Below are 18019 nucleotides of genomic sequence, written 5' to 3' on the forward strand. Positions count from 1 at the left end.
GCGATCCGCATGCTGACCTGTTGCGATGCTGGTCCGTGGCCGCCCCCGACGGCTCAGCGACCGTCACCTCCCGGTGAGTTCTTGTCTGTGAAGGGACGCGTGATGAGAGCCCAGGGGCTGAGTCCTTCCATCGACTCGGGCGGCGGGCCCGTGGATCTCCTGCCGGCGGACGCCGCCGTGCTCGGCCCGGCCGCGCGCGGTGTGCGGACGCTGGCCGGTCTCGGCCCGGCGTGCGTCGCGGTGGTGGACGGCTGGGCGATGGCGGTCGGTGTCTCGGTGTCGCGCGGCGGAGTCCTCGCGGGCCTCGCCGCTCTCGCCGTCGTCGCGTTCAACGCGTCGGGCGGGCTGTACCGGACGCGCCGCAGCCCGTCGCTGCTGGCCGACGCCCCGCCGCTGCTCGCCCGGACGCTCGTCGTCTGCGCGGCCGTGGCGCTGCTGCTGCCGGATCCGGTGGCGGCGCTGCTGTGGGCGGCGGCGCTGTCGGCGCCGGTGTCGCTCGGTTTCCGCGCGTTCATGAACGCCGCCGTCCGGACCTACCGGTGTCGCCGGGCCCGGCCGCGTCCCGCGCTCGTCGTCGGGACGGGCGGGGCCGCCGCGCACCTGGTCGGCATCCTGCGGGACCGCGGCGAGTTCGGCCTGTCGGCGGTCGGGCAGGTGGCGGCGGATGGCGCGGACCTGGATCCCGCGTCCCTGGATCCCGCGACGGTGACCGCCTTCGGCGAGACGCCGGTTCTCGGGGGGATGTCCGATCTGCCCGCGCTCGTCGAGGAGCACTCGGTGGACACGCTGGTCGTCGTCGCCGAGGACGTGCACCCCGACCAGTTGGACGCCGTGCTGCGCATGTCGTTCGGGCTGCCGTGCGAGACGCTGCTCGTCCAGCCGCCGTCGGACGTGGTCCCCGTGGCGCCGATGCGGCGGGAGTACCTGGCCGGGCTGCCGTGCGCGCGGGTCGACTGGGGGCTGCGCGCCCCGTCCGCCCGCCGCGCGAAGCGGGCGCTCGACCTCCTGGCGGCGTCCCTGCTGCTGGTCGTCGGCGCGCCGGTGTTCGCCGCGTGCGCGCTCGCCGTGCGGATCGAGGGCGGCCCCGGCGTCCTGTTCCAGCAGCGCCGGATCGGGCTCGGCGGTGAGGAGTTCGTGCTGCTGAAGTTCCGGACGCTGAAGCCGGCCGACGAGCAGGAGTCCGACACCCGCTGGACGGTCAAGAACGACGCGCGCCTGGGCCGGGTCGGCCGTTTCCTGCGCGACACGTCGCTGGACGAGCTTCCGCAGCTGTGGAACGTGGTCCGCGGCGACATGAGCCTCGTCGGTCCGCGTCCGGAACGCCCCCACTTCGTGGAGCAGTTCGCCCGCACCTGTCCCGGCTACATGCTGCGGCACCGCGTCCCGGTCGGGATGACGGGCTGGGCGCAGATCCACGGGTTCCGCGGCGACACGTCCATCGAGCTGCGGGCGCGGCTCGACAACCACTACATCGACCACTGGACGTTCGCCGGCGACCTGAAGATCCTGCTGCTGACCGCCCGCGCGATGCTCTGCCGGAACGCCGGATGAGCGCGCATGCCGCGCCGCTCACCGTGAGCTGGGTGCCGCGGCGTGCGAGCTGGCTGGTCGCGGCGGCGGTGGTGAGCGTCGGGATCCCGTCCGGTTCGCGGGCGTTAGGGCCCGGCGTCCAGATCACGGCGGGGGACGTCGCGAGCGGCGCGGTCGTCGCGCTCGCCGCGTTCCTCCTGGTGACGGGCCGTGTGGAGATGCCGCGCACGGCGTTCTACGCGTTCGCTCCGCTCGTGGCGGGGCTCGGGATCAGCACGGTGCACTCGGCCGACATCGCGACGAGCCTGTCCGGTTTCCTCCGCGACCTGCAGATCTTCGTGCTGGTGCCGCTGGCCGTCGTGCTGCTCGTCCGGGACCGCCGCGACCTCGCGATCGTGTGCTGGTCGCTGCTCGGGCTCGGGCTGGCGGAGGCCGGGTACGGGATCTGGCAGGCGGTCACCGGCAACGGCGCGTCGATGAACGGCGAGAACATCCGGGCCGTCGGGACGTTCGGCGCCCTCGACGTGATGGCGATGTCGGTCGTCGTCGGGCTCGCGTTCCTGGTCCTGACCGCGTTCGCGCTGAGCGCGCCCGGGTACGGCGCCGCCGCCGTCTCGGCCGCGCTGGCCGGCCTCGCCGTGCTGGCCGCCGCGCTCGCGCTCGCGCTCAGCCGCGGGACGTGGATCGCGCTCGGCGCGGCCGCCGTCCTCGCCCTGGTGCTGTTCGACCGCTGGACGGCCGCGAAGGTGCTGACCTGCTGCGCCGCGCTGCTGGTGCTGATGGCGGCGCTCTCGGGCGGCGGCGGGCACGCCGTCGTCGACCGCTCGAAGTCGATGGCCGCGTCGATCAGCGACCCGGACCGGTCGGTGGACGACCGGTACAACCTGTGGGCCGCCGCCGTCCGGATCTGGGAGGACCATCCCGTCACCGGCGTCGGCGTGAAGAACTTCCCGGCCTACCGCGACACCTACGCGTCGATCGAGCTGTCGTCCGGCAGCGAGACCGCCGACCCGGTCCACGGGTACGCGCGGCAGCCGCTGCTCTCGCCGCACAACGAGTACCTGCTGTTCCTGTCCGAGCAGGGCGCCGTGGGCCTCGCCGGGCTCGGCGGGCTGATCGCCGTGATCCTGACCGGGCTGTGGAGGCGCCGCAGCGTCCGCGACCCGCTCTGGCTCGCGTCCGCGGCGCTGACGGCGTTCCTGCTGATCAACTTTCTGTACGCGGACCTGGGCGGGCCGACGTGCGCGCTCACCGCGATCGTCGTCGGCGCCGTCGCGGCGCGCGCGTTCGGGGCGGTGCGCGAATGACCGGCGGCGGGACGGGCTCGGGCGGCGGGACGGGCTCGGTCGGGCGCGCCGCCGCGCTGTCGGGCGTGCTCATCGCCGCGGGCACCGCGCTCGGGTTCGCGCGCGACCTCGTGATGGCGCACGAATTCGGCGCCAGCGGCAGCACCGACGCGTTCCTCGTCGCCTGGACGATCCCGGAGACCGTGTCGCCCCTCCTCATCGAGGACGCGATGGCGCTGCTCATGGTCCCCGTCGTCACCCGGCTGCTCGCGCGGGGCGACGGGCTGCGCCCGCTCGCCCGCTCGACGCTGCCGCGCATGATCCTCTGCCTGTCGCTGGTCACGCTGGCGCTCGTCGTCGCCGCCCCCGCCGTCGTGGACGTCCTGGCGCCCGGACTGGACGCGCACGGCCCGGCCGTCCACTGCGTCCGGCTGACGGCGATCACCGTCGTGTCGTTCGGCCTCGCCGGCTTCATGAGCGCGACCCTGCGCGCCCACCACGTGTTCGGCCCGCCCGCCGCCATCTACCTCGCCTACAACGTCGGGATCCTCGCGCTGATCGGCGGCCTCTCCGGCCTCCTCGGGATCACCAGCGCGGCGTTCGGCGTCGCCTGCGGCAGCGTCCTGATGGTCGCGGTCCAGGCCCCCGCCTTCGCCCGCTGCCTGCGCGCCGCCCCCGGCCCGTGCGCGAAGCCCCCGGCCGGGGACGCGGTCGAGTGGCGGCTCGGGCTCGCGGCCGTCGCACCGGTCGTCGTCTACACGGTGACGCGGCAGGCGCAGGTGTTCGTCGAGCGGTTCCTCGCGTCCGAGATGGACGCCGGGTCGATCTCGCAGCTGAACTACGCGCAGAAGGTCGCGCAGGTCCCGATGGTGCTGTCGCTGCTGATCGTGACGGTGACGTTCCCGAGGCTCGCGCGGGCCTCGGCGGACGGCGACACCTGGCAGGTCGCGCGCCGGATCCGGCAGGACCTCGCGGTCGCGAGCGCGATGGTGCTGGCCGCGACCGCGTTCCTCGTCGCGTTCGCGCCCGCCGTCGTCAGGGTGCTGTTCGAGCACGGCGAGTTCACCGCCGCCGACACCGAGGGCACCGCGTCGATCATGCGCGTCTACGCGCTCGGCCTGTGGGGGCAGTCGGCGGTCGGCCTCGCCGCCCGCGCGTTCTTCGCGCAGCGGCGGCCGACGTGGCGTCCCGCCCGGGTGCTCGGCCTGGGCCTCGCCGTCACCGTCGCGATCGGCGGCGCGTTCGCCGCCTCCGCCGGGACGCTCGCGCTCGCCGCCGCCAACGCCGCCGGGATCACGCTCGCCGCCGTGCTGCTGCTGGCCGGGCTGCGGCGCGGCGTCGCGCCGATCCCGCCGCGCCGGATCGCCGCCGACGTGTCCCGGCTGATGCTCGCCGCCGCCGCGGCCTGCGCGGCGGGGATGCTCACCGCGCACGCCACCGCCGGGACGCCGGCGCTCGTCCAGCTCGCCGTGGGCGGGCTCGTGACCACCGCGGCGTTCGCGGTCCTGCTCGCCCTCGCGGGACCCGACCTCGTTGCTCCATGGATCGCTTTGCGGTCGCGCCGCAGCGTGCGCGGCCGGACCGAATCGGGGGAGACCGATGAGCCAGCCGACAGAGCCCATCAGACCGACCGAGCCCGTCGGGACGGCCGAACCGGCGAGAACCGCCGAACCGGCGACAACGGCCGGGCCGGGCCGGGCGGCGGAGGAGATCCGGCCGGTCCCGCTGGTGCTGATGTACCACTCGGTCGACCACGTCGATGAGGACCCGCACCTGGTGACGGTGTCGCCGGCGCGGTTCGAGCGCCAGCTCGCCTGGCTGAAGGCGCGCGGCCTGCGCGGCGTCGGCATGGCCGAGCTGCTGGACGCGCACGCCGCCGGCCGGGCGCGCGGCCTCGTCGGGCTGACGTTCGACGACGGCTACGCCGACTTCGCGACCCGGGCCGTCCCCGCGCTCCTGCGGTACGGGTTCGGCGCGACCGTGTACGTCGTGTCCGGACGGATCGGCACGTACAACGCGTGGGACGACGGCCCCCGCAAACCGCTCATGACGGCCGACCAGATCCGGACGGTGGCGGGCGCCGGCATGGAGGTCGCCTCCCACGGCCGGCACCACGTCTCGCTCCCCGGCACGGACGAGACCGAACTGCGCGAGGAACTGGAGGAGAGCCGGGCCGTCCTGGAGGACGTCGTCGACGCGCCGGTCACCGGCTTCGCCTACCCCTACGGGCACGCCACCGCCCGCGAGGTCGAGGCGGTGCGCGCCGCCGGGTACGACCACGCGTGCGACATCCGTCCCGTGGAACCGTCCAGGCACGCGCTGCCCCGCACCTACATCGGCGACCGGGACGGGCCGCTGCGGCTGCGGGTCAAGCTCGTCCGGCACGAACTGCGCCGCCGGAGCCACGTGTGACCCGCGTCCTGCACGTCATCACCGGGCTGGAGCACGGCGGCGCCGAACGCCAGCTCGCGCTGCTGCTGCGCCATCTGCCGGTCGCCTGCGAGGTCGCGACCCTCACCCGGACCGGGACGCTCGGCGCCGAGATCCGCCGCACCGGCGTGCCCGTCCACGAGATCGGGATGCGCGGCAACCGGGACCTCGCGGCGCTGCCCCGGCTCGCGCGGCTGATCCGGCGCGGGCGGTACGACGTCGTCCACACCCACCTGTACCGGGCGTGCGTCTACGGCCGCATCGCCGCGCGCCTCGCCGGGACGGCCCGCGTGATCGCGACCGAGCACTCGCTCGGCGACGGGCACATCGAGGGACGTTCGACGACGCGCGGCGTCCGGGCGCTGTACCGGGCGACGGAGCGGCTCGGCTCCGCGACCGTCGCGGTGTCGCCGGCCGTCGCCGACCGGCTGGGCGGCTGGGGCGTGAAACCGGGCCGGATCGTGGTGATCCCGAACGGCATCGACGCCGCCGCGTTCGCGTTCGACGCCGCCCGGCGCGCCGCGACCCGCCGCCGGCTCGGCATCGGCCCGGACGAGCGCGTCGTCGGGGCCGTCGGGCGGCTCGTCCCGACCAAGCGGTTCGACATGCTGATCGAGGCGGTCGCGCGGCTGGACGGCGTCCGGCTGCTGCTCGTCGGCGCCGGGCCGATGCGCGGCGCGCTGGAACGGCTGGCGCACGGCCTCGGCGTCCCGGTGATCTTCACCGGCGGGACGTCGGACGTCGCGGGCGCGCTCGCCGCGATGGACGTGCTCGCCGCGCCGTCCGTCCAGGAGACGTTCGGGCTCGGTGTCCTGGAGGCCCTCGCCGCCGGGCTGCCCGTCCGCTACACGGCCTGTCCCGCCCTCGACGAGCTCCCGCCCGGCGAGGCCCCCGGCGCGCGCCGCCTCCCCACCGACACCGGGATCTGGAGCGCGGAACTCGACGCCGTCCTGCGCGCGCCGCGCGACAGGACGCGCGTGCCGCCCGTCGTCGCCCGCTACGCCATCGCCGAGCACGCCGCCGAACTGGCCCGGCTGTACCTGCCCGAGCCGTCCATCCGCGGGGCCGTCCCGCTACGAGAAAGGGCTCATGATGCCGCAACGTGAAGCGAAGATTCCCACGGGTGCGCCCTCCGCCGCCCGGCGGCTGCGCCGACCGCTGGCCGCGTTCCTGCGGCGGTTCGGCCTGTCCGTCGCGTTCGTGCTCGCCGGTCTCCTCGGCGGGCTCGGATACGCCCTGTTCGCGCCCACCACCTACACCGCGACCGCGTTCGTCCTCGTCGTCGAGAACGGGAACGGCGAGTCCGGCCCGGCGGCGGTCAGCTTCGCGCAGGCGTACGGGCGGCTCGCGCCGCTGCCGGAGACCCTCGCGAACTCCTCGATCCCCCTCCCGCCGCACGAGGCGGGCGACACCCGCGACCACATCCAGGCGTCCACCTCGCCGGACACCCCGCTGATCCGGCTCGCCGGCAGCGCCCGGACGCCCCGCGCCGCCGCCGCGTTCGCCAACGCCGCCGCCGACGCGCTCGTCCGGTACGGGACGCTGCACCGCGCCGACACCGGCGTCCGCGTCGCGCTGATGACGCTCGCCCAGCCGCCGGCCGAGCCGTCCTCGCCGAACCTGCCGCTCGGCGTCGCCGCCGGGACGGGGTCCGGCGTCCTGCTCGCCGGGCTGAGCGCCGCCGTCATGAGCGGTCGGCGCGGCGGCGGACGCCGCGCCCCGGCCCGCCGCGCCGCGGTCCCCGCCCAGACAGGGGCGGGCCGGGTGGAGGTGAGGTCATGACCGCGGTCGCGCCCCTGCGCCCCGCGACCCCGGCCGTCGAATGGTCGGTCGAGGTCCACCGGGACGAGCAGGCGCTCCTCGCCCACGCGGACGAGCTGCGCGACCTGTACGACCGCAGCCCTGCCGCGACGCCGTTCCAGACCTACGAGTGGCTGAAGGCGTGGTGGGGCTGGTACGGGACGCGCGGGCGGCTGCGGCTCGTCCTCGTCCGGTGCCGGGGGCGGCTCGTCGCGGCGGCGCCGCTGATGGCGGGCGTCCGCCACGGGTTCCCGGTGCTGGTCCCGCTGGCCGGGGAGCAGAGCGACTTCACCGACTTCCTCCTCGACCCCGTGTACGCGGGCGGCGCCGTCCGGCACCTCACCCGGGCCCTGCTGGACGAGCGCGGAGGGTGCGCGATCGACCTGCGCGAGGTCCGTCCCGGGTCGGCGGCGCACCTGGTCGCCGCGCAGTGGCCGCGCCGGGCGTGGCGGACGCCGTCGTCGGTGTGCCTCGAACTGCCGTCCGGCGACATCGACGACATCCTCGGGCGGCTGCCGAGCCGCGCCGCCGGGAAGATGCGCGCCAAGCTCCGCAGGATCGACGCGCGCGGCATCACCGCCGAGAGCGTCCCGGCGGAGCGGGCGGCGGAGGCCGTCCACGCGCTGCTGGAGTTGCACGCCCGGCAGTGGCAGGGCCGTCCGATCAACCCCGAGCACACGCGGGACCGGTTCCGCCGCCACCTGGCCGAGGCCGCGACCGGGATGGTCCGCGACGGGCGCGCCGCCGTCCTGCAGTACCGGTGGGACGAGCGGCTCGTCGCGGGCGACCTCGTCCTCATCGGCCACAGCTACGTCGGCGCCTACCTGTACGGGGCGGTCCCGGACCTGCGCGACTGCGTGGACGTCTCGCTGATGCTGCTGCGGGAGAACCTCGGCATCGCCCGGGAGCGCCACCGGCAGGGCGTCAGCCTGCTGCGCGGCGACGAACCGTACAAGCTGAAGTGGCGGCCGACGCCCGTCCGGAACGAGCGGATCATCCTCGGGCGGTCGCCGTCCGCCGCCGCGTACGCCGGCCTCGCCCGGACCCGCGGGTACCTGTCGGAGCGGCGGCATCGGGGGCAGGAAAGCCATGGCTGAGCCGCTCCGGGTCCTGCACGTCAGCCAGCCCAACGGGGGCGGGGTCGCCGTCTACGTCGGGCAGGCGGCCGCGGACCAGCGCAGGCGCGGCTGGGACGTGGCGGTGGCGTGCCCGCCGGGCGGCGATCTGCCGGAGCGGTGCATGGCGGCGGGCGTGCCCTGGCTCAACTGGGACGCCGCGCGCACGCCCGGCCCGCGGATCCTGCTGGAGTCGCTCCGCCTCCGCAGGCTGGTCCGGACCTTCGCGCCCGACGTCGTCCACCTGCACTCGTCGAAGGCGGGCCTGGCCGGGCGGCTGCTGCGCCGCCCTGGCGGCACGCCCACGATGTTCCAGCCGCACGGCTGGTCATGGCTCGCCGCCACCGGACGGCAGGAGGCCGCCAGCCGCCGCTGGGAACGGCTCGCCGCCCGCTGGAGCGACGCGCTGGTCTGCGTTGGCGCGGGGGAGCTGAGCCAGGGCATGGACGCGGGGGTGCGCGGCGCCTACCGGCTCGTCCGCAACGGCGTCGACCGGGACCGGTTCGCCCCGGCGGACCGGCTCGCCGCGCGCACCCGGCTCGGGCTGGCCGGCGGCGTGCCGCTCGCCGTCTGCGTCGGCCGGGTGACCCGGCAGAAGGCGCAGGACGTCCTGGTCGCGGCGTGGCCGGCCGTCGTCGCGCGGTGCCCGTCGGCGCTGCTCGCGATCGTCGGGGACGGCGACGACCTCGACCGGCTGCGCCGCGGACGGCCGGCCGGTGTCCGGTTCGTCCCGGCGGTGGAGGACCCGCGCGACTGGCTCGCCGCGTCGAACGTCGTCGTCCTGCCGTCCCGGTGGGAGGGGCTGCCGCTGACCGCGCTGGAGGCCCTCGCCATGGGGCGGCCCATCGTCGGGACGGACATTCCCGGCATCACGGAGGTCGTCCAGCCGGGGCTCGGCGCGCTCGTGCCCGTGGAGGACCCGACGGCGCTCGCCGGGGAGATCGCCGCCCGGCTGCTGCGCCCCGACCTCGCCGAGCGGGAGGGGCGCTCGGCGGCCGCGGCCGCGAGCGGCTACGACGTGACCGCGACGATGGCGCTGCTCGCCGCGGTCACCCGCGACGTGGGCGGGTGCGGCGGCGCCCCCGCCAACGCCCTCGAAGGCGAGGGTGCGCCGGCCGGTGCGCCCGTCTCCTCGGGCCTCGCCGGAGGCGGGGACGGTGTCGTCGCCGGCGGCGGACCGGACGGCGGGTTCGGACCGGACGGCGGGTTCGCCGGCGGGTTCGGCGGCGGTGCGTTCGGCGGCGGGGCCGTCTCCGGCGGGGCGGTCGGGCCGGACCCGGGGTCCGGGGGCGGGGCCGTCGTCCCCGGCGGGACGGTCGGATTAGACGGCGAGTTCGGCGGCGGAGCCGTCACGTCGCCGAACAGCTCCTTGTAGGCGGCGGTCGACCGCGGGTTGCCGGCGCACGTCCAGACGCCGTGCGGGCAGTAGTCGGTGATCGACTGGTACACGACATTGTGCGACATGATCCAGTCGTGCATTCCCCGAACATAATCGGGGTTGTCGGAATTGCGGAAGAGTCCCCATTCGGGAAACGAGAGCGGCTTGCCGTGCGCGGCGGCGAAATCGGCCTGCGCGCGCAGCCCGTACGGCTCCTCCACGAAATCCGCGAACGACTTTCCCGCGGGCTGGTCATAGCTGTCGGACCCGATGATGTCGACGACGTCGTCACCCGGATAGCAGTCCATCCACGGGATCGTGTCCCGGCCCCGCGTCGGCGCGAAATCGAAACGGAAACGCGCCCCCGGGACCGCGCGCATCGCCGCGACGATCCGCCGCCAGTACTCCTTCCACGCGCCGGGGTCCGCGGCGCACCTGCCGCCGTAGGACTCCCCGTTCATCTCCCAGCCGAGGACGATGATCGCGTCGCCCGCGCCGGCCGAGACCATGCGCTCGGACAGGGTCCGGTAGTGGCCGTCGAACGCGCCCGAAGCGCCGCCGCGCAGCAGCGAGCCCAGCACCGGCAGGGAGATCCACGCCTCGTTCGGCGCCATCATCGGCACGTTCACCACCAGCAGGCGCCGCGGATCGGCCGCCTTCCAGCGGGCCCAGGGCACGAGCATGTCCTGCGGCCCCTCGATCTCGCGCCAGTCGTCGCCCGGCAGGTACGTGCGCCCCACCGTCACCGTCGAGCCGAGCCACCGCTGGAACTGGGCGACCCGGGCCACCCCTTCCGTGCCCGAACCCAGAAATGCCCCCATGGGCACATATGACGGCGCTTTCTGAGTCGCCTGGGGGCGCAGCCAGGTCACCGCCGTCGACGCCACGAGCGTCACCAGCACGGCGAACGCGGCCAGAAGCGGCAGCAGCGGACAGAAGGGAATCGCCCTTTTCCGCCGCCGTTCGAATGGCCGCCCGGCTGAATGGATATCCACAGCACGCATGCGTATCATATGCCCTTGGGCGTCCACTGCGAAAAAGTCGTATGGACGGAACGGACGCAGAATTTACGTTAGGAAGGTTGTCGTGCGCCATAACCCTGGGGAATGTGGCTGAACACATGTTCTTCGCCACCCGTACCCTGCCGCGGACGTGCCTCGATCCCGGCCTTCCCGTCCTGCTGCTGCGCACCGACCGCAACTTCTTCCACCACGGGACGCTCGCGGCGATCCGGAGTCTCGGCCGCGCCGGCGTGCCCGTCCACGCCATCATGGAGGGGCGCGCCAACCCCGCGTCCCGCTCCCGCTACCTGTACCGCGGGCATCCGTGGGCGCCGCCCGCCGAGCAACCGGCCGGGCTGCTGAGCCACCTGCGCGCGATCGGCGAGCGCATCGGCCGGGAGACCCTGCTCGTCCCGATGGACGACGCCGGCGCGATCTTCATCGCCGAGCACGCGGACGCGCTGCGGCCCCGCTTCGTCTTCCCCCACCAGGACCCGGACGTCCCCCGCGGCGTCGCCGACAAGTCCCTGTTGCGGGACGCCTGCGAGAAGCACGACATCACCTGCCCGCCGAGCCGGACGCCGGAGTCGGCCGCGGACGTCGACGAGGCCGCCGAGGCGCTCGGCCTGCCGGTGATCGCCAAGTGGGCGCGGCCCTGGCGGCTCGGCCGCGGGATGCGCAGCACCACGCTGGTCCGCACCCTCGGCGAGCTGCACCGGCTGTTCGCCGCCACCCGGGACCGCGACCCGGACGGCGACGCCGGCCCGCTGATCCTGCAGCGCCGCATCCCGCCGGTCGGCGGCGACTGGTTCTTCCAGGGCTACTTCGACCGGAACCTCGACTGCCTGTTCGGCGGCGTCGGCCGCAAGCACCTCGCGCACCCGCCGCAGGCCGGGCACACCGTCGCCGGGGAGTGGGTCGACGCCGGCGAACTCCAGCGGCTCGCGATCCAGATCGTCCGGCTGCTCGGCTGCCGCGGCCTCGTCGACCTCGACTTCCGCCTCGACGCCGACACCGGCCGCTACCACCTGCTCGACTTCAACCCCCGGATCGGGGCGCAGTTCCGGTTGTTCACCGACCGGAACGGGCTCGACCTCGCCCGCGCCCTGCATCTCGACCAGTCCGGCCGCCGCGTCCCGGACGCGCGCCCGGCGCTCGGCCGCACCCTGCTGGTGGAGAACCACTACCTCCAGCAGGCCGCCGGGCGTCCGCTGCTGCGCGCGGGGACCCTCCGCCCGCTGCGCGAGGCCGACGAGTTCGCCTGGTACGCCGGTGACGACCTGCCGCCCTTCCTCGCGATGGGCCGGCGGAGCGTGATCCGTGCGGTAGAGCGGTTCCGCACCAGGTAACACCACAATCACACGGGGGAAAGAGACATGAGCGACTCGGCCAGCGACGTCGTGATCGTCGGCGCCGGGCCCTACGGCCTGTCGACCGCCGCCCACCTGAGCGACCTCGGGCTCGACATCCGGATCATCGGCGAGCCGATGCGGTTCTGGGAGGCGAACATGCCCGAGGGCATGTTCCTGAAATCCGAGCCGTTCGCGTCGAACCTCGGGTCACCGCAGCCGGGGATGCGGTTCACCGACCTGCATCCCGGATGGCGGATCGGGCAGCCGATCCCGCTGGACACCTTCGTCGAGTACGGCCGCTGGTTCGCCGCCGAGGCCGTCCCGCAGCGCGCGGACGATCGGGACGCGCAGGTCGTGAACATCGAACGGGCCGGCATCGAACGGGCCGGCCAGGGCGGCTACGCCGTCACCCTGTCCACCGGCGAGACGATCGCGGCCCGGGCCGTGGTGGTCGCGGTGGGCGTCGGCCCGTTCGCCCACGTCCCGGACGAGCTGGCGGGCATGCCGTCCTGGCTCGTCTCGCACAGCAGCGCCCACCGCGACCTCTCCCTCTTCGCGGGCAAGGAGGTCGCCGTCGTCGGCGCCGGGCAGTCGGCTCTCGAGACGGCGGTCCTGCTGGCCGACGTGGGCGCGCACCCGCACGTCGTCGCCCGGCGGCAGGAGATCGACTGGAACACCGTCCCCGAGGAGCACCGCGCCCTGCGCGACCGGGTGTTCGGCGGGCCCCGCTCGGGCCTCGGCACCGGCTACCGCACCTGGCTGTGGGCCGAGCGCCCCGGCCTCGTCCGCTACCTGCCGGAGAAGACGCGCCGCCGGATCGTCCGCGAGACGCTCCCGCCCGCGGGCTCCTGGTGGCTGCGCGACCGCCTGGACGACCGCGTCCGCGTCTCGACGGGCCGCCGCGTGGCGAAGGCCGTGGAACTGGAGGACGGCGTCGCCCTCACCACCCTCGACCGGACGGGCCGCCGCATCGCCGTCGAGGTCGAGCACGTCATCGCCGCGACCGGTTTCGTCCCGGACGTCGGCCGCCTCGGCCTGCTGGCCCCGGAACTGCGCGGCGGCATCCGCACCCGCCTCGGCGCCCCGGTCCTGAGCCGCGACTTCGAGGCGTCCACACCGGGCCTGTACTTCGCGGGCCTGGCGGCGGCGTCCATCTTCGGCCCCGTGATGCGCTTCGTCCACGGCGCCGACTTCGCCGCGACGCGCATAGCCCACCACATCATCCACCGGACCCCTCGCAGGCGCCCGACAGCGGCCCGCCTGGCAGAAGTCCTGGAACCGGACACGACCCGCCAGTAGTCCGAGAACCGCTCGCCTCCAGGAGCACCCGCTCCTGGAGGCGAGCCTTTGAAAGCCGAGCCCCGGCGGCGTACGCCCCGACCGTGCCGTCCCGGTTCCGCGGGTTGAGGATTTTCCTCTAGGGGTGGTTTTGTGTCCCGGCCCTCGGGGCGGTGCTCTAGTACCTCGTCGCGCGGGCGCGGCGGCGGCGGGCTTGCTCGGCTCTGGCGGTGGCCACGGCCCAATGGCAGCGCCAGTACAGCGTCCAGGCGGACGACCAGCCGCGGCGGGTCCTGGGGCCCTGAGCGGCGGGGACGTCGGAGAGCGCGATGCGGTCGAGGTCGGCGCGGGTGAGGAACCGGTGGGCCTGGCGGCGGGGGGCGCGGCGCCGGCGCAGCGGGCGGAGGCGCGTGCTCGCGGACGAGGGGTTGGGCATGGGAGCTCCTCGGTGAGCGGCCGGGTGACCGCCGTTCGCCCACTGTAGCGCGTTGGATACCGTCCGCCATGCTTCTCCCGGAATCGGTATGGGATGTTCGGTGAATAGGTCGATTCCGGCAAAGCAGGCGTTGTGTCGGCGGAAACCCTGGTGCGGTAAAAGCCGGATTCATGCGCTGGTAAATGTTCCCGGGACACGCGCGGGAAAAAATGTTTGGCTCCTTGCGCGGGCCGGTCTCGGTGCTACCTTCGACCAGTCCTCGAATCGAGAAGGAGAACCGGCAGTGGATTCCGTTCCGATCCAGCGTGAGGCGACTCGCCTCCAGGGTCGGCCGCGGCATGTCCTCGTGCCCGTTCTCCTGCGGATCGCCGCCATTGCCGGTTTCGCTTTCGCGGGCTGGTTCGCGCTTTCCGCGCTGAGCGACTCCGCGTACGCGGCGGAGCAGCCGTCGCACGCCGCGCCGGCGGAGGGGCCGGGCGCGCTCCGGCACCTCACGTCAGCGCCCGGCTTGCGGACGGTGACCGAGGGCGTGCGCGAGGTGGGCGACGACCCGGTGCGGTACGTCCGGTCGCGGCAGCACGACCTGCTCGCCGACAAGCAACTGCCGACCGGCAAGCACCTGCTCGCCGGCAAGCACCTGCTCACGGACAGGGGCCTGCTCGCCGGCGAGGACCGGGTCATCGGCCAGGTGCGCGAACTCGCCGGCGACACCGGCGTCCCGCACGTCCGGATCCCGGACCTCGGGCCCGAGCGGCCCGTCATCGGCGACCTCGTCCACCCGGTGAACGACGCGCGTCCCGGTCAGGAGACGGCCGCTCCCGAGCGGCTCGAGGAGCAGCACGAAGCCGGCGCCACCGGTAAGGCGGAGTCCAAGGACAAGGCTTCCGGGGCGCGTCACACGGCCGTCGCTCCCGTCTCGGTCGCGGACCAGAAGGCGGGCGACTGCACCCGCTGCGGCGGTGACGACCGTGCCCCGGCGCACGGACCCGTTCCGCCCGGGCAGGACGCTCCGAAGGGCGGCGGCGGTTCCGCGGGCGGGCACCAGATCGTGCCGGTCGCCGACCTGCCGAGCCGCCGGTCCCCGGCGGCGCCCACCGCCGTGGACGCGAGCACGTTCCGGCGCACCGCGCTGACCGACGTGGCGGCGCCCGGCGGCCCGTCCGTCGTCCCCGACTAGGCGCAACCGGCCCGCAGCGGCCGTTTCCCGGCGACCGCGTGTGCGAGACACGCCGTCCGCCCTCACTGAACCTTCCTCAAGAGCAACGGCCGAGCCTGGCCGCTGCCGGCGTCGCGCCCACCCGAAGGGTGCCGCGGCGATCACCACCGATCCAGAAGACAGGAGCAACACATCATGCGTATGTGGGCAATGAGCACCTCCCGCGCCGCCCTGGTGGCCGCGGGCGCCCTCGCCATGGGAGCCGCCTTCGGCCCCACCGCCAACGCCGGCGGCTGGGACGGCGGCCATCACGACGGCGGGGTCAAGATGGAGTCGTCGGGCAACTTCGGCGTGCTGAACGGCAACCAGGTGTACGCGCCGATCAGCATCCCGGTCGACGTGTGCGGCAACGCGGTCGCGATCGCCGGGCTCAGCCGGGCCCAGTGCAAGGGCGGCGCCACGGTGTCGTCCCACCGGTCGAAGGACGGCGACGACGGGGGCAAGGGCTACCGGGCGGCCGGCGGCCACGCGGCGGTCCAGGGCCACCGCGCGGTCGGCGGCTGGGACGGCGGCCACGGCGGCGGCCAGGGCCACGGCAAGGGCGTGGACATGAAGACGTCCGGCAACTTCGGCATCGCGAACGGCAACCAGGTGTACGCGCCGATCAGCATCCCGGTCGACGTGTGCGGCAACGCCGTCGCGGTGCTCGGGGCCGCGCAGGCGAAGTGCAAGGGCGGCGCGTCCGTCAAGCGGATGGCCGAACGCAAGGTGGACATGCAGAGCTCGGGCAACTTCGGCCTGCTGAACGGCAACCAGGTCTTCCTGCCGATCAGCATCCCGGTCAACGTGTGCGGCAACGCCGTCGCGGTGCTCGGGCTCGCGCAGGCGCAGTGCAAGGGCGGCGCGTCCGTCGGGGACGGGCACGAGCACGGGCACCACCACAAGCACCCGCACAAGCCGTGGCGGCCGCCGGTGAAGAAGCACAAGAAGCCGTACAAGCCGTCCAAGCACCGCCCGGCCGCCAAGCACGAGAAGCTGCCGTCGACCATGCGGGGCGACGCCCACCGCGTGGCGAACACGGGCGCGAACTACCGCCGCGCGGACGGCCTGCCCGGCGTGCAGGGGCTGCTGGACTCGCTCCGCCGGCTCGCCAAGGTGCCCGGGATGGACGCGCAGCCGGGCCAGGTCGGGCCGCAGCTGCCGGGCGCCGGCTCCGGGGCGCCCGTCCGGATCGGGTCGCCGGTCCTGAGCTGATCGCACGCCGGCCCGGGTGACGATCCGCAACCGGCGAACGAGGTGAGGGGCGGCAGACGTGCCGCCCCTTCCCATGTCATCGGCACCCCAGCTCGATGGAGACGAACCATGCTCGACCGAACAACCCTCGGCGCGGCGGTCGTCGCGGCGTTCTGCTGCGCGCCCGTGCTGGGCGTCCCGCAGGCGCACGCGTCAGCGCAGGTGCGGGCGGCGGAGCACGTGCGGGTGATGCCGCAGGCCGCGCCCGCGGTGGCCGCCGCACGTCCGAGAAAGGGCGCGCTGATCGGGACGATCCGGATCAAGCGGATGCACCTGAAGGCGGACGTCCGGCAGGGCGTCGCCCAGAAGGTGCTGCGGCGCGCCGTCGGGCACTACCCGGGGACGGGCCTTCCCGGCCGGGACGGCAACACGGTGCTGCTCGGCCACCGGACGACCTGGCTGCGCCCGTTCAACAAGCTCGACCGGATGCGGCGCGGTGACCGGATCGTCCTGCGCGTCGGCCGGACGACCTACGTATACCGGGTGAGCGTCAAGCGCGTCATCAGGCCGGCCGACCGGCGGGCCCTGGAACCGGTGCCGTTCCATCGGCGCAGCGCGCCGCACGGCCAGTACGTCACGCTGATCAGCTGCACACCGAAGGGGTCGGACCGGCGCCGCCTCGTCGTCGTCGGGAAACTCCGGCCGAAGCGCTGACAGGAGGACGGGCGCTGGACGGCGCGGTGCGGCTCCGCACCGTTCAGCGCCCGCCGTAGAGGGCGATCAGCCCGTCGTAGTCGCCCTTCGCGAGGGTGGCCGGGCCGTCGTCGCACGACGCGATGGACGGCGCCATCGTGAGGTTCTCGTGCTCGGTCCCCTCGACGTGGGCCAGCCCGAGGACGTGGCCCGCCTCGTGCGTCGCGACCGCTTCGGCGGAGTAGCTCCCGGCCGGGCAGGAACCGCTCGTCCACCACCGCTTGCCCTGTGCCTGCAACGCCATGTCGGTCTCGACCGTCGTCGGGCCGTCGAACCAGGTGCAGCTCGCCGCGAGGACGTCCCTGCCCGCGTCCGGCATCGCGTGCCAGCCGAAGGTGTTGACCCGGTCCCGGTTTCCGCAGGTGGCGCCGCCGGTGATGTTCGGGGCCCGGTCCGCCTGCCCGGCGTTGCGCTCGCCCACGTCCGGCGGGACGGCGAAGCGGCCCTCGCCGTTGCAGTCCGTCCGGGCTCCGACCATGTTGGAGATCGCCTTGGCGATGGGCTCCACCGGCAGCCCGGCCGTCCCCGCGTAGTAGCGCCACTGGACGGTGGCGCCCTTCGGCCATCTGCTCGGCTCGGCGCGGTGGACGCCGTCCTCGCACGCGGCCGCCGGCGCCCGGAAGCCGCGCGGCCGGCCCTGCGGCACCCGCCCGCCGTCCGTGCCGACGGTGATCTCGCCGGCCCGGGGATCCACCGCGATGCGCAGTTCGGCGCCGCCGTCGGTGCGGATCTCGTGCGCGACCAGCGAGGTCCCGTCGGACGGGACGACCGCGACGAGCCCGTTCGCGCCGCGGACCGTCCGGCCGCGCAGGTCGCAGTCGGCGATCTTCACGCGCTGCGGCATCGCGCGGGCGGAGAGCGTCCCGCCGGGCTTGCACCACGCGGGCGGACGCCGGGGCGGAGCGGTCCCCGCGGGCGCCGTGCCGCTGAAGACCGTGCCGCTGAAGACCGTGCCGCTGAAGACCGTGCTGCTGAAGACCGTGCCGCCGAACGCCGTGCCACTGAAAGCCGTGCCGCTGAACGCCGTACCGGCGAGCGCGGTGGCGGCCGCCATGGCCCCGGCCCGCCGGGCCGCCCGTGGAAAGTCGCGCATAGCAGTTTCTCCGATGTGCGGGAACGTCCCCTGGCAGTCTTTCGTGGGGCCGGGAAAGGGAAACGGGCGCTTCCTAAAATGATCACCATGCCGGGGGTCCCGGTATCCGTGGCCGATCTGTTCAATGGGCATTTGTCGAGAAATGGCCGACTGGTGCGGCGCGGTGGGTGGTAAGAAT

15 protein-coding genes and 1 pseudogene are annotated in these 18019 nt (G+C 74.5%); 13 read left to right on the forward strand and 3 right to left on the reverse strand.

Annotation, left to right across the window (positions count from 1 at the left end; translation table 11 throughout):
* Window positions 1-102 precede the first annotated feature (102 nt).
* The 8 genes and pseudogenes from SM418_RS10685 to SM418_RS10720 form a co-directional block, all read left to right on the forward strand.
* Window positions 103-1551 (forward strand): exopolysaccharide biosynthesis polyprenyl glycosylphosphotransferase, encoded by a 1449-nt coding sequence (locus SM418_RS10685; protein ID WP_371940771.1) that lies wholly within the window; start codon window positions 103-105, stop codon window positions 1549-1551.
* Window positions 1548-2837, forward strand: coding sequence for an O-antigen ligase family protein (locus SM418_RS10690; RefSeq protein WP_371940770.1), 1290 nt, complete (start codon window positions 1548-1550; stop codon window positions 2835-2837). Before SM418_RS10685 ends, SM418_RS10690 begins: the two co-directional genes overlap by 4 nt.
* Window positions 2834-4579, forward strand: coding sequence for a lipid II flippase MurJ (locus SM418_RS10695; RefSeq protein WP_371940768.1), 1746 nt, complete (start codon window positions 2834-2836; stop codon window positions 4577-4579). The genes SM418_RS10690 and SM418_RS10695 overlap by 4 nt, the downstream gene beginning before the upstream one ends.
* Window positions 4551-5228 carry a polysaccharide deacetylase family protein gene (locus SM418_RS10700; protein ID WP_371940835.1) on the forward strand — a complete coding sequence of 226 codons (678 nt, stop codon included), beginning with the start codon at window positions 4551-4553 and terminating at the stop codon, window positions 5226-5228. The genes SM418_RS10695 and SM418_RS10700 overlap by 29 nt, the downstream gene beginning before the upstream one ends.
* On the forward strand, window positions 5225-6352 hold the full coding sequence (locus tag SM418_RS10705; RefSeq protein ID WP_371940767.1) for a glycosyltransferase: 1128 nt from the start codon (window positions 5225-5227) through the stop codon (window positions 6350-6352). The genes SM418_RS10700 and SM418_RS10705 overlap by 4 nt, the downstream gene beginning before the upstream one ends.
* The gene (locus SM418_RS10710; RefSeq protein WP_371940765.1) at window positions 6336-7028 is read left to right on the forward strand and encodes a Wzz/FepE/Etk N-terminal domain-containing protein; all 693 of its coding nucleotides are present in this window, start codon (window positions 6336-6338) and stop codon (window positions 7026-7028) included. The genes SM418_RS10705 and SM418_RS10710 overlap by 17 nt, the downstream gene beginning before the upstream one ends.
* Complete coding sequence (locus tag SM418_RS10715; RefSeq protein WP_371940764.1) at window positions 7025-8143, forward strand: GNAT family N-acetyltransferase; 1119 nt, start codon at window positions 7025-7027, stop codon at window positions 8141-8143. The genes SM418_RS10710 and SM418_RS10715 overlap by 4 nt, the downstream gene beginning before the upstream one ends.
* Window positions 8136-9134: pseudogene (locus SM418_RS10720) on the forward strand (glycosyltransferase family 4 protein); the annotation flags it as partial. The gene SM418_RS10715 and the pseudogene SM418_RS10720, both read left to right, overlap by 8 nt.
* A 38-nt stretch (window positions 9135-9172) precedes the next feature.
* Here SM418_RS10720 and SM418_RS10725 read toward each other — a convergent pair.
* On the reverse strand, window positions 9173-10543 hold the full coding sequence (locus tag SM418_RS10725) for a glycoside hydrolase family 26 protein (RefSeq protein WP_371940763.1): 1371 nt from the start codon (window positions 10541-10543) through the stop codon (window positions 9173-9175).
* A gap of 104 nt (window positions 10544-10647) precedes the next feature.
* Between SM418_RS10725 and SM418_RS10730 the strand changes: the two genes are divergently transcribed.
* Both SM418_RS10730 and SM418_RS10735 read left to right on the forward strand, forming a co-directional pair.
* On the forward strand, window positions 10648-11889 hold the full coding sequence (locus SM418_RS10730) for a carboxylate--amine ligase (RefSeq protein WP_371940762.1): 1242 nt from the start codon (window positions 10648-10650) through the stop codon (window positions 11887-11889).
* Window positions 11890-11916: 27 nt separating this feature from the next.
* Window positions 11917-13191: an FAD-dependent oxidoreductase gene (locus SM418_RS10735; RefSeq protein ID WP_371940761.1), complete on the forward strand. Its 1275-nt coding sequence runs from the start codon at window positions 11917-11919 to the stop codon at window positions 13189-13191.
* Between the two features lie 157 nt (window positions 13192-13348).
* Here SM418_RS10735 and SM418_RS10740 read toward each other — a convergent pair whose 3' ends face one another.
* Window positions 13349-13606, reverse strand: coding sequence for a hypothetical protein (locus SM418_RS10740; RefSeq protein ID WP_371940760.1), 258 nt, complete (start codon window positions 13604-13606; stop codon window positions 13349-13351).
* 346 nt (window positions 13607-13952) lie between these two features.
* Between SM418_RS10740 and SM418_RS10745 the strand changes: the two genes are divergently transcribed.
* From SM418_RS10745 to SM418_RS10755, 3 genes are all read left to right on the forward strand, one after another.
* Complete coding sequence (locus tag SM418_RS10745) at window positions 13953-14783, forward strand: hypothetical protein (RefSeq protein WP_371940759.1); 831 nt, start codon at window positions 13953-13955, stop codon at window positions 14781-14783.
* A 189-nt stretch (window positions 14784-14972) separates the two neighbouring features.
* On the forward strand, window positions 14973-16016 hold the full coding sequence (locus SM418_RS10750; RefSeq protein ID WP_371940757.1) for a chaplin family protein: 1044 nt from the start codon (window positions 14973-14975) through the stop codon (window positions 16014-16016).
* 108 nt (window positions 16017-16124) lie between these two features.
* The gene (locus tag SM418_RS10755; protein WP_371940755.1) at window positions 16125-16709 is read left to right on the forward strand and encodes a class E sortase; all 585 of its coding nucleotides are present in this window, start codon (window positions 16125-16127) and stop codon (window positions 16707-16709) included.
* A gap of 43 nt (window positions 16710-16752) precedes the next feature.
* Here the strand turns inward: SM418_RS10755 and SM418_RS10760 are convergent, their stop codons facing one another.
* A complete protein-coding gene (locus SM418_RS10760) occupies window positions 16753-17841 on the reverse strand; it encodes a matrixin family metalloprotease (RefSeq protein ID WP_371940754.1) in 1089 nt (362 codons plus the stop codon).
* Window positions 17842-18019 lie beyond the last annotated feature (178 nt).

It is taken from the genome of Actinomadura chokoriensis (genome assembly GCF_041463665.1).
GTDB classification, from domain to species: domain Bacteria; phylum Actinomycetota; class Actinomycetes; order Streptosporangiales; family Streptosporangiaceae; genus Spirillospora; species Spirillospora chokoriensis_A.

Coding starts and splice junctions, on each gene's coding strand:
- SM418_RS10690 (WP_371940770.1), top strand. CDS start 1,548: ATGAGCGCGCATGCCGCGCCGCTCACCGTGAGCTGGGTGCCGCGGCGT.
- SM418_RS10750 (WP_371940757.1), top strand. CDS start 14,973: ATGAGCACCTCCCGCGCCGCCCTGGTGGCCGCGGGCGCCCTCGCCATG.
- SM418_RS10735 (WP_371940761.1), top strand. CDS start 11,917: ATGAGCGACTCGGCCAGCGACGTCGTGATCGTCGGCGCCGGGCCCTAC.
- SM418_RS10715 (WP_371940764.1), top strand. CDS start 7,025: ATGACCGCGGTCGCGCCCCTGCGCCCCGCGACCCCGGCCGTCGAATGG.
- SM418_RS10710 (WP_371940765.1), top strand. CDS start 6,336: ATGATGCCGCAACGTGAAGCGAAGATTCCCACGGGTGCGCCCTCCGCC.
- SM418_RS10700 (WP_371940835.1), top strand. CDS start 4,551: ATGTACCACTCGGTCGACCACGTCGATGAGGACCCGCACCTGGTGACG.
- SM418_RS10685 (WP_371940771.1), top strand. CDS start 103: ATGAGAGCCCAGGGGCTGAGTCCTTCCATCGACTCGGGCGGCGGGCCC.
- SM418_RS10760 (WP_371940754.1), bottom strand. CDS start 17,841: ATGCGCGACTTTCCACGGGCGGCCCGGCGGGCCGGGGCCATGGCGGCC.
- SM418_RS10725 (WP_371940763.1), bottom strand. CDS start 10,543: ATGCGTGCTGTGGATATCCATTCAGCCGGGCGGCCATTCGAACGGCGG.
- SM418_RS10755 (WP_371940755.1), top strand. CDS start 16,125: ATGCTCGACCGAACAACCCTCGGCGCGGCGGTCGTCGCGGCGTTCTGC.
- SM418_RS10740 (WP_371940760.1), bottom strand. CDS start 13,606: ATGCCCAACCCCTCGTCCGCGAGCACGCGCCTCCGCCCGCTGCGCCGG.
- SM418_RS10695 (WP_371940768.1), top strand. CDS start 2,834: ATGACCGGCGGCGGGACGGGCTCGGGCGGCGGGACGGGCTCGGTCGGG.